The organism is Amycolatopsis sp. SID8362 (genome assembly GCF_010550475.1).
GTDB classification, from domain to species: domain Bacteria; phylum Actinomycetota; class Actinomycetes; order Mycobacteriales; family Pseudonocardiaceae; genus Amycolatopsis; species Amycolatopsis eburnea.
Genome location: NZ_JAAGNB010000625.1, coordinates 1 through 10,692, shown reverse-complemented (window position 1 = coordinate 10,692; position 10,692 = coordinate 1). Strand labels below are relative to the sequence as shown.

10 protein-coding genes and 1 pseudogene are annotated in these 10,692 nt (G+C 71.5%); 4 read left to right on the top strand and 7 right to left on the bottom strand.

The window, feature by feature from the left end; translation table 11 throughout:
* The 5 genes and pseudogenes from G3I65_RS19425 to G3I65_RS19405 all read right to left on the bottom strand — a co-directional run.
* Positions 1 to 211: pseudogene (locus tag G3I65_RS19425) on the bottom strand (zinc-binding alcohol dehydrogenase family protein); the annotation flags it as partial.
* Between the two features lie 6 nt (positions 212 to 217).
* Positions 218 to 1,078 carry a dioxygenase gene (locus G3I65_RS19420; RefSeq protein ID WP_160697367.1) on the bottom strand — a complete coding sequence of 287 codons (861 nt, stop codon included), beginning with the start codon at positions 1,076 to 1,078 and terminating at the stop codon, positions 218 to 220.
* Between the two features lie 11 nt (positions 1,079 to 1,089).
* Entirely contained in the window at positions 1,090 to 1,881 is a 792-nt protein-coding gene (locus tag G3I65_RS19415) for a citryl-CoA lyase (protein WP_160697366.1), read from the bottom strand.
* Positions 1,874 to 3,031, bottom strand: coding sequence for a CaiB/BaiF CoA-transferase family protein (locus G3I65_RS19410; RefSeq protein ID WP_160697365.1), 1,158 nt, complete (start codon positions 3,029 to 3,031; stop codon positions 1,874 to 1,876). Before G3I65_RS19410 ends, G3I65_RS19415 begins: the two co-directional genes overlap by 8 nt.
* 131 nt (positions 3,032 to 3,162) lie before the next feature.
* A complete protein-coding gene (locus tag G3I65_RS19405; RefSeq protein WP_160697364.1) occupies positions 3,163 to 3,972 on the bottom strand; it encodes an IclR family transcriptional regulator C-terminal domain-containing protein in 810 nt (269 codons plus the stop codon).
* A 134-nt stretch (positions 3,973 to 4,106) separates the two neighbouring features.
* On the opposite strand from G3I65_RS19405, the gene G3I65_RS19400 reads away from it, so the two are divergent.
* Positions 4,107 to 5,516 carry an amidohydrolase family protein gene (locus G3I65_RS19400; protein WP_160697363.1) on the top strand — a complete coding sequence of 470 codons (1,410 nt, stop codon included), beginning with the start codon at positions 4,107 to 4,109 and terminating at the stop codon, positions 5,514 to 5,516.
* A 1-nt stretch (position 5,517) separates the two neighbouring features.
* Here G3I65_RS19400 and G3I65_RS19395 read toward each other — a convergent pair whose 3' ends face one another.
* Positions 5,518 to 5,799, bottom strand: coding sequence for a hypothetical protein (locus G3I65_RS19395; protein ID WP_160697362.1), 282 nt, complete (start codon positions 5,797 to 5,799; stop codon positions 5,518 to 5,520).
* A gap of 26 nt (positions 5,800 to 5,825) precedes the next feature.
* Positions 5,826 to 7,523, bottom strand: coding sequence for a hypothetical protein (locus G3I65_RS19390; RefSeq protein ID WP_160697361.1), 1,698 nt, complete (start codon positions 7,521 to 7,523; stop codon positions 5,826 to 5,828).
* A gap of 256 nt (positions 7,524 to 7,779) precedes the next feature.
* Here G3I65_RS19390 and G3I65_RS19385 point away from each other — a divergent pair, with 256 nt between their 5' ends.
* From G3I65_RS19385 to G3I65_RS19375, 3 genes are all read left to right on the top strand, one after another.
* Positions 7,780 to 8,253, top strand: a complete 474-nt coding sequence (locus G3I65_RS19385) for a hypothetical protein (RefSeq protein WP_160697360.1) — start codon at positions 7,780 to 7,782, stop codon at positions 8,251 to 8,253.
* Positions 8,254 to 8,388: 135 nt separating this feature from the next.
* Positions 8,389 to 9,756 carry an RNA polymerase sigma factor gene (locus G3I65_RS19380; protein WP_160697359.1) on the top strand — a complete coding sequence of 456 codons (1,368 nt, stop codon included), beginning with the start codon at positions 8,389 to 8,391 and terminating at the stop codon, positions 9,754 to 9,756.
* 3 nt (positions 9,757 to 9,759) lie between these two features.
* A partial coding sequence (locus G3I65_RS19375) for a hypothetical protein (RefSeq protein ID WP_160697358.1) occupies positions 9,760 to 10,692 on the top strand: 933 nt, incomplete at its 3' end.

Genomic DNA, 10,692 nt, shown 5'->3' with positions numbered 1-10,692 from the left:
GCCGGGTCAGGACGCCGACGCCCTGGACCCCCGGCACGTACGGCGTCGCCGGGCGGCCGAAGTACGACGTGCCCGACGCGCAGAGCACGTCCAGCGGCGTGATCGGGGCCGCCGTCACGCTGACCGCGACCTCCGCCGGCCCCGGTTCGGGCGCCGGCCGGTCGGTCACCACCGGCGGCTCGCCCGCCACCCGGATCTCCGCGGCGCGCATCGGGGATCAGACGGGCTGGAGGACGAAGTCGTACCGCGCCTCGAGCCACGCCTCGGCGCAGTGCCCGCCGTCCGGCGTCGGCCCCGGCTCGCGGGGCTCGAAGGCGACGACCAGTTCCTGCTTGGTGCCGAACACGACGTCGCTGTCGAGGTACTCGGCGCCCTCCTGGAACAGGTGCGTGATCAGCGGCTCGTAGCCGGCCGCGTTGATCAGGAAGTGCACGTGGGCGGGCCGGAAGTGGCTGATGTCGGTGCCGCGGATCAGCGCGCCGACCGGGCCGTCCATCGGGATCGAGTAGCCCTTGGGCGCGATCGTGCGCAGGCAGTACGTCCCGTCGGCGCGGCTGGTGTACTTCGCGCGCAGCCGGGCTTCGTCGACGTCCGGGATCTGCGACTCGTACGCGCCCTCCTCGTCGGCCTGCCACACGTCCAGCACCGCGCCGGCGACGGGGGAGCCGTCCAGCCCCGCGACGGTGCCGGTGATGTAGAGCGGCGTGCCGGGCAGGCCGTCGGACATGTCACCGCCGAACTCCTTTTCGGGCGAGCCGTCGATGTGGAACGGGCCGAGCACGGTGGCCGGGGTCGCCTTCGCGTCGAAGGCGTGGTTCATCTGCACCACCAGCATGCTCAACCCGAGCACGTCGGAGGCGAGGATGAACTCCTCCCGCTTCTCGTCGCTGATCTGCCCGGTTTCGGTGAGCCACCGCATCGCGGCCATCCACTCGGTCTCGCTCAGCCGCACTTCGCGGGCGAAGGCGTGCAGGTGGCGCACGAGCGCGGCCAGCACCTGCGCCGTCCGCGGGTCGTGCGCGCTCGCCCAGCGCGCCGCGGCCAGCTCGGTGATGTTGTCCTCGGTGACGAGCCGCATCGGCGTTCCTCTCAGGGTTCGGGGTCCGGCGGGACCGGCCGGTTGTTCAGGTCGACCGACAGGAAGATGTCGTTGGCGACGGGGTGGCGCAGCTCCTCGGCGAGCTGGCCGATCAGCCCGGCGGTCCGGGCCAGCAGCGCGAACCCGCGCAGCAGCGGCAGCGGCAGCCCGAGGTCGGCCAGCGCCGCGCCGCAGACACCCGCGCCGTTGAGCGGCAGCGTCTTCCCGAGCACCTGGGGGTGCACGCGGCCGATCGCGGCGAACAGCTCCAGGTGCGGGCCGCGCAGGCCCTCCTCGTCGGCGATGGCGAACAGCCGCCGGGTGCGCGGGTCGCCGTCCTTGTGCACGTGGTGCCCGAGCCCCGGGACGAACTTCTTCGCGGCACGCTGCGTTTTCACCGTCTCGAGCGCGAGCGCGTCCCAGCCCGCTTCGTCGGTGGGCCGCTCGGCGCCGTCGAGGACGTCGTGCAGGAACCGGCCGCAGTCCTCGGTGACGCCGAGGAACCGCGACCCGCCGCCCAGCAGCCCGGCGGCGAGCGCGCCCTGCACGGAGTCGGGGGCGGACAGGTAGGTCAGCCGGGTGACGATCGCGGTCGGGGTGAACCCGTGGTCGGCCAGCGCGGCCAGTACCGCCTCGAAGACCCGGGTCTCCCCTTTGGACGGACGTCGTTGCGTCGCGAGCCAGAAGGCGAGTTCGCCGAAGCCGACCGACCCCATCACGTCCTCGGCGAGGTCCTGGCCGAGCAGCGTGATTTTGTCCTTGGTGGACGAGCCCAGCGCGGTTTCGTAAGCCGGGTCAGGCATTTCGCTCCTCCGTCAGCCAGGCGCGCAGCTCGGCGCCGTGTTCGTCGAGTTCCGGCGGCGGCAGCCGGTAGCCGGCGGGCGTCGCGGAGAACCGGATCGGGTGGCGCGTGGTCGGGACGGCGCGGTCGCCCTCGCCGACCTCGACGACCGGGTCGAGCCCGAACCGTTCGGCCATCGCGAACCCGCCGTCGATGGTGTTGATCGGTCCACATGGGACACCGACCTTCGTCAGCGCCTCGAACCAGTCCACTGCGCCGCGGGTCTTGAGCCGTTCGACGAGCAGCGGCCGCAGTTCTTCGCGGTTCTTCGTGCGGTCGGCGTTGCGGGCGAACCGCGGATCGTCGGGTACCCCGGGCAGGTCCAGGACGTCGCACAGCTTGCGGAACTGCCCGTCGTTGGCCGCGGCGACGATCAGGTCGGCGTCCGCGGTGGGCAGCGGTTCGTAGGGGAAGACGCTGGGGTGGGCGTTGCCCATCCGGTACGGGACCACCCCGCCGGCGGCGTAGGCGGAGCTGTGGTTGACCAGCCCGGTCAGCGCCGAGGACAGCAGGTTGACCTCGACGTGCTGCCCCTCGCCGGTCGCGTCCCGGTGGCGCAGCGCGGCGAGGATGCCGATCACCGCGTGGTTGCCCGCCATCACGTCGAACACCGAGATCCCGGCGCGGTACGGCGGGCCGTCGGGATCGCCGGTCAGGCTCATCAGCCCCGAGATGGCCTGGACCATCAGGTCGTAACCGGGAACGTGGCGCCCTTCGCCCGAGCCGAACCCGCTGATCGAGGCGTAGACGCTGCGGGGATTGGCTTCCCGGACGGCGGCGTAGTCCAGGCCGTACTTGGCCAGGCCGCCGGGCTTGAAGTTCTCGATCAGCACGTCCGCACGGGCGGCCAGCTCGCGCGCGACGGCGGCGTCGGCTTCGTCGCGCAGGTCCAGCGCGATCGACCGCTTGCCGCGGTTGACGCCGAGGTAGTAGGTGGAGACGTCCCCGCGCACCGGCGGCATCCACGTGCGCGTCTCGTCGCCCTGGGGCCCTTCGACCTTGACGACGTCGGCGCCCATGTCCGCGAGCAGCATCGTGGCGTACGGGCCGGCGAGCACCCGCGAGAAGTCCGCGACCAGCAGCCCGGACAGCGGACCCTCGGGTCGTTCCACGCAACGCCTCCGCATCTGTCCGTCTGACGGACTTGTGTCCGCAGTCTGCTCCCGAGCGGGAACGCGGTCAAGGCGCGGCGGGGGCAGCGCACCGGTGCGGCGCCCGGTCCTCCAGACCGGGCGCCGCGTGGTCAAGGCGTGGCGGGGACCGTGACGTGCGGGACGGTGTCCAGCCGGGCGAAGTCCGCGCTGATCTCCCCGGCGGTCTGCAGCAACAGCGGCAGGTGGTGCTCCAGCAGCTTCTCCACCGGCGTCTCGGCGGCATGGCAGTTGACGTTCACCCCGGCGATCACCCGCCCGGACCCATCCCGCAGCGGCGCGGCCACCGACCGGATACCCGGGGCGAGCTGCTCGTCGGTCAGCGCCCACCCCCGCGCCCGGACTTCACGCAGCTCGGCGTCGCGTTCGGCGCGGTCGGGCCGCCAGCGCGGGACGAGCCCGGACCGGGTCGGCTCGGCCAGCACCGCCTCCAGCTCGTCCGGCGGCAGCGCGGCCAGCTGGACCTTGCCCAGCGACGTCGGCAGCGCCGGGAACCGGGTGCCGATCTGCACGGCGAGCGCGACGATCTTCGGCACCGCCACCCGCGCGACGTAGACGATGTCCGAGCCGTCGAGCTGGGCGATCGAGCACGACTCGTTCGTGCGCGCGACCAGGCGTTCCAGGTGCGGCCGCGCGACGTCCCACAGCCCCGTCGAGCGGACGTAGGCGACGCCGAGGTCGAGCACGCGCGGGGTGAGCGCGTAGTCGCGGCCGTCGGTGCGGACGTACCCGAGCTCTTCTAGGGTGAGCAGGATGCGGCGCGCGGTCGGGCGGGCCAGGCCGGCGGCGGTGGCGACCTCGGCGAGCGTCATCGCCGGGCGCCCCGGCCGGAACGCCGTGATCACCTCGAGCCCGCGGGCCAGCGCCTCGATGAAGTCGGGACCCGCTCCCTCGCGTGGCATGCGCCACCTCCCTCTCCGATGGTCCTGCACGGCAGCGTAGCGGCGGGGATTGACACCGGCTGGGCGCTGGACGAAAGTGGCGGCACCCATCCGATGTCCGTCTGGCGGACGAGTGTACGCAACTGGAGGCAGTGATGAGCGGTTCGATCGTCCTGCGGGGTGGCACGGTCCTGACCGACGCCCACCGGGTGCTGCCCGGCGAAGACGTCCTCGTCACCGGCGACCGGATCGCCGCCATCGGACCCGCGCTGGAGGTCCCGGCGGGCACCGAGGAGATCGACGCGACCGGCGGGCTGGTCATGCCGGGGATGATCGACACCCACCGGCACCTGTGGCAGACGGCCATGCGCGGCTACGGCGCCGACTGGACGCTCACGCAGTACTTCGTCTGGTACTACCTCGAATGGGGCAAGGTGTTCCGCCCCGAAGACATCTACGCGGGCAACCTGCTCGGCGCGTGGGAAGCGCTCGAAGCGGGCGTCACGACCACAGTGGACTGGTCCCACGGCCTGCAGACCACCGAGCACGCCGATGCGGCGGCCGACGCGCTCGAAGCCGTGCCCGGCCGGTTCGTGCTGGCCTACGGCAACATCCAGGACGCGCCGGCGAACTGGACCGGCACCGCGGAGTTCCGCGACTTCGTCTCCCGCCGCACCGGCGGCGACCTCGGCTTCCAGCTCGCGTTCGACGTCACCGGCGACCCGGCGTTCCCGGAGAAACCGGCGTTCGAAGTGGCCCGCGACCTGGGCGTCCCGGTCACCACCCACGCGGGCGTGTGGGGCGCGACCGGCGACGACGGCATCCGCCTGATGCACGACAACGGGTTCATGACCCCGGAGACCATCTACGTCCACGGCGCCTCCCTGTCGGCGGACTCCTACCACCGCATCGCCGCGACCGGCGGCTCGGTGTCGGTGTCCACGGAAAGCGAGCAGAGCGCCGGCCAGGGCTACCCGCCCACCTGGGCCCTGCGCCAGTACGGCATCCCGGTGTCGCTGTCGATGGACACCTCGGTCTGGTGGAGCGGCGACCTGTTCTCCGCGATGCGCGCCACCCTGGGCGCGGACCGCTCCCGCGAGCACCTGGAAGCCCACGCGAAGGGCGAAACGGTGACGCACGCGGCCCTGCGCGCGGACCAGGTGGTGGACTGGGCCACCCGCGGCGGCGCCCACGCACTCGGCCGCACGGATCTCGGCACCCTCGAGGTCGGCAAGAAAGCGGACGTGGTCCTGCTGAAGAACGACGACTCCCCGGCCTCGTTCCCTCTCTTGAACCCGTACGGCCACGTGGCCTTCCAAGCCCAGCGCGGCGACGTCCACACGGTCCTGGTCGACGGCCGCATCGTGAAGCGCGACGGCCGGTTGGTGGGAGTGGACCTCCCGGCGCTCCGCCGCCGCGTGGAGGCGACGGTGGAGCACCTGCGGTCCCAGCTGGGCGAGGACGCGTGGCGGCAGGGGATGAACCCGGACGTACCGGAGACGAAGATCCTGGACAACCCGTACACGTACACGACCTACCAGAGCGACACCACCCACGGCGGCTGAGCTACTCGTCGCGCTCCGCGGGGGAGCCGTCGACGGGCTGCCTGACGAAACTGCTGTCCAGCCCCTCCAGCGCGCGGGCGTAGGCGTCGCTGCCGAGCAGCCGGAAGCCGTCGTCGTCGGCGACGTCGTCAGGGTGGCTCAGCGGCCAGTCGAACGTCTTCACGTTCCACTGCGCTTCCTTGACCTCGTCGCGTTCCCGGTTGTTGTAGCGCCGTTCCGCGTGGGCGGCGGCCAGGTAGTCGTAGCTGCGGCCGCCGACGAGCAGCCGGATGACGTCGCGCATGGTCTGCGTTCCTCCTCGGATTCGGTTCAGGAAGTCGCCCGCGGCCCGGAACTGCCGACCGGTCTCACGGCGAGCCGCCGGTAGAACGTGGCTCGCTGCCACCAGAACGCGCAGATCGCGGCGGCGTGCAGCAGCGCGCACCCGACCAGGAGCGACCACAGCCAGTCGGCGGCCACGAAGACGAACAGGTGGACCGGGTGCCGGGACACGACGTGCGAGGTCGTGAGGAGCAGGAGCACGCTCGAGGTCAGGGACAGCAGGAAGGTGACGGCCGAGGAGATCCGGGCGGTCAGCGTCCCTTCGAACAGGTGCGCCGATCGCGTCTCGAAGCCCAGCCACGCCGCCGCCAGCCCGGGGAACGCCAGCAGGAACGCCGCGATCTCGGTGTCGATGGCGTCCACGTTCGGCGCCTTGGCCACGGTCCACGTGACGGCCGCGAGGATGGCCAGGCAGGCGAGCGCGGCGATCCCCGCGTGGCCGAGCGACCCGGGTGGCACCTCGAAGAACTTGACCGTCACCCGGAGCTGGTCGGGATCACCCTGCTTGCCCAGGACCTTCAGGCTCCGGGTGTGCAGGTGGAAGTAGTGCTGTCCCCGGCGTCCCCGGACCCGCCAGCGCGGCCTGGCGCCGGCCGTGCCCTCCGCGTCCACGTGGTCGGTGATCGCGGAGATGTCGAAGTCGCCGACGTAGAGGTTGGAGGCGGCGTTGATCGTCAGGTGGTAGCTCTGGCAGTAGGCGGCGTTCCGCGCGCTGACGGACAGGAAGACCGGCCGGGTGCCGAGGATGAAGTGCAGCCGGCTGCGCAGGCCGCGCCGCCCGGTCACCTTCCCGAGTTCCAGGTCGGGGATCAGCGTGTAGTCGTACTTGACGACGTACCGTTCGCCCTGGCCGGGGATGGCCACCACGACGGCGTAGTTGAGCGACAGCTTCGCGACCAGTTCGACCGCGAGCCGGAGGAACCGGTGGTCCCCGCGCTCCGGGAGCTCGAGTTTCCCGATCCGCTCCAGCACGCGCCGCCGGTGGTCCAGGTGGTCGTCCTGGCGGGCCTGGAACTCTTGGTCCGTTTCGTCCGGTCCCTGCTCGGGCAGCCCGAACCGGACGATCTCCGCGAGGGCGTCCCGTTCGGCTCGCAGGCACTCGCCGGTCAGCTCGGCGCCCGCGAACGCGGCCCGGAGCAGCGCGCGGAGCGTCTTGGCCACGAGGATGCGGTACTCGAGCTGCAGCAGCCGGGGGATCGGTTTGCCCGCCGCGTCGGTGACGCCGAAGTGGTCGTACAACTGGCCTTTCTTGGGCAGGGTGATCGCGACCAGGGCCCCCTCGCCGCGCGGCGAGGCGTGACCCGGTGTGCTCCACGGGTGGAACCTCCGGTCGAACGAGAACTCCATCGACACGGACTTGCGCAGCGTCCGGTGGTCCGGGGTGTACTCGTCGGTGACCCGCCGGCGCACGGCCGCCGGGGTCAGCAGCGACCAGGCGAACTGGCGGAGGTGTTCCGCGGAGACGCTGTCCTGGCCGTGGTCTTGTTCGAGGTGCTTGGCCAGCTGCTCGACGGCTCCCGGTTCGACGGCGCCGTTGAAGTTCCGCTTGCCCTTGGCTTCCGCGCTGGCGAGCTTCGTCGTGAAGACGTGCAGCAGGATGCGGGCGTAGCACAGCACCGCCAGCGCCAGCACGGTGAAGTAGACCGGGCCCGGCAAGGCGTCGCGCCAGAATTGCAGGGAAATCACCAGAGGTGCGCAGAAAAGGAAAAGGTAGCCCCACACACCCAGCAAGTGCGAGCCCGGCGGTTCTCCACGCTCCGGCGCCGGTGGTGGCGCTGGTTCCGGCGCAGCGGATTCCTCTTCGGGTAGTTCCCGGACCGGTGCGGTCGCTGTCATCTTCACCCTCCCACGGATTGCGTGGGTCTGGTGACGTCGGCCGCCGTCCCGTTGTTACGGTCTTTTGTCTCAGCCCGATTTCATTGTCGCGACAGCCGGAGGTGCGGTGCAGGTCTTCATCCAGCCGTCCTACGGCACCCCGGAAGCCCGCCGCTACGGCGCGGCCACGCTCGACCGGCCGGTGCCGTTCGCGGGAGCGGCCCCGGCCGACGTCGAGCGGCTGACGGCGTTGCACCCGGACGGCAGTGCGCGGTTCTGGGGTGCCACGGAGAAGCACGACAAGCGGATGGCCACCGTGCGCACCGGCGACGTCGTCCTGCTCACCGGCGGCAAGCACGTGCGGGCGGCCGCGGAGGTCGGTCACAGCTTCCGAGACCCCGCGTTCGCCCGGAGCCTGTGGCGGCCGGCGCCGGGGAAGTGCGTGTGGAGCAACGTCTACAGCCTGCGGAGCTACCGGGTGCTGGACGTGCCCTACGAGGCGATCTGGGCGCTGCCGGGCTTCACCGCCGGCGACAACTTCATGGGGCTGCGGTTCCTCGACCCGGCGAAGTCTTCCGCCATCTTGGCCTTGCTGGGCTGAGTTACCACGTGCCCGGCCAGAACTGCCGGAGCCGGACGTCAGCGTGTCGGGTACGGTCGATGGGTCGGGTCGCCCGATCGGGCACAAGTCTTCCGATCCCGCGCGGCGCGGCATCGCCAGGCGCGTTTCAAGACCATGGATGAACCCGAAAACCGGCAGCCCGGCTGGGAAGCAGAAGATTTCGCGCGAGCCTTCGAGAAGCGCTGGGCCAAGATGGTTCGAGCGGCCGGCAACGCTTCGGCCGACAAGTGGGCCGCGGAGGACGCGGCCGCTGCGGCTTTCGCCTACCTCTTCGAAAAGCGAAAGGAGATCACGCCGCAGGACCGGACCGGCTGGTGGTGCGTGACGACGAAGAACAAGCTCCGCGACGACTGGCGGAAACGGCGTGCGCGCTGCGAAGTTCCGGGTGACGTAGTGCCCGAGCCGGGTCTCTGTGCCATCCGGGCGTCGGAAATCCGGTCCGACACCCGAGATCTCGTCGACCGCGTCCTCGAGCTGATGGACGAGAAGCACCGCCGCGACGTCCCGCTGTTCCTCGAAGTGAAGCTGAAGCACTGCACCCAAGCCGACTTGGCCGAACAACTCGGAATTCCGGTGCCGAAGCTGGCGTACCGCCGCCGGCGCGCCGGCGAAGAACTGCGCGATGCGACCACCGTGGCGCTGCTGACGACCGCTCCCGGCGAAGGGGCGAGCCGTTGTGAACGCCTGATCAAGCTGTCCGAGGGTGCGACCGACTCGCCGGAGTTCCGTCGTGTGGTCCTGGCCCACCTCGACGACTGCGCGCGGTGCCGTCGCCGCGCCGCCGACCGCGACGGCCTGCGCTCGGCGATCTTCGTGTTCGTCTCCGGCTTGGCACTGGGAACGGGACTGCTGCGCCGGCTGCTGACCGCGCCCCGGTTCACCACGGTCTCGGCGGCCGCCGGCGTGGGCGTGATCGGGGCCGCGGTGGTGACGATCTTCCTGATGCCGTCGACCACCGACCCGGTGTCGGAACCGGCGTCACCGAACCCGGCGATCGGAATAACCGCGCTTCCGGCGCACCCGATCACCACGACGCCACCGCTCAGCACGTCCCCGTCCACCACGACCCGCCCCACACCCCCGTCGACCGTGACCCCGACGCCGGATCGGCCCGCGAGTACCGGCGCAAGCAGCCGCCAGGACAGCGCTCCGGCCGTGACCGGTTCGTGGGTGCAGTACCGGACCATCTACGCGTCCGACAGCGGCACGTGCGGGAGCAAGCCGACGTCGTCGGCCGTGCGGGTCTCCGTCCAGCCCGGTGCCGAAACGGCGAAGCTCCTGCTCACGTTCCCCGACGGAGGCACCACCCTGCCGATGTGGGACACCGGCGGGGGAACCGAGTGGGCCGGCCAGGTCGGGCCGGATTACGCCGGGAACACCACCGTGACCCTCCACGTCGCGGTCGAGGTCGCCGGCACCGGAGGCCGGACGCGGAAAGACCTGGGAGCCATCGACGTCCAGCCGTGCCGGCGAGGTGGCTGACCAGTGATCGCGACGACCGCGGACCGGGTGATCGCCGCCGGCGATCCCTTGGCCGCCTTCTGGCTGACCCGTCCCGGCGTGAAGCGCGTGCTCGGCGTCGTGCCGCACGTCCAAGCGGGCGAACGGGTGCAGGACGTCCTGCCCGCGCTGGAGAGCGACATGCGGATCCAGGTGATGCTCTCGACGCCGGAGACCGGCTACCGCTGGGCGGGCATCGACGACTACGTCCGCCGGCTCGACGGTCTGGTGATCCCGTGGCGGCAGGCCGTGAGCACGAGGTTCGACCTGGTGCTGGCCCCGTGCGACTGGGGTGTGTCCGAATTGGACGGTCCGGTCCTGGCGATGCCGCACGGCGCGAGCGGCGTCGGCTCCAGGATCGGGCCCGACGGCGACCCTCGGCGGCACAACCTGAGCCGAGACCGCCTCACCCGCGGTGGCCAGGTCGTTCCCGCCGCCTTGGCGCTGGCCACCCACGACGAAGAACTCATGCTGGCGCGAGACTGTCCCGAGGCGCTCTCGACGGCGGTCGTCGCGGGCGATCCCTCGTTCGACCGGATGCTGGCCGGCCTGCCCTACCGGGAGGCGTACCGCCGGGCGCTCGGCGCGACACCGGGGCAGCGGGTCGTGGTGGCGACGTCGACGTGGTCGAGGCACTCGCTCTTCGGCACCGATCCGTCGATCTTCTCGCGGCTGGTCGAGGAACTCCCGCGAGCGGAGTACCTGGTCGTGGCGGTGCTGCACCCGTTCGTCTGGCACGGCTACAGCCGCCGCCAGATCCGGGCTTGGCTGGCTCCGGCCCGCGAACGGGGGCTCGTCCTGCTGCCTCCGGAGGAGGGCTGGCGGGCGGCGCTCGTCGCCGCCGACCGCGTGGTGGGGGATCTGGGGTCGGTCTTCCTCTACGCCCTGGCTCTCGGGGTACCGGCGCTCATGGACACC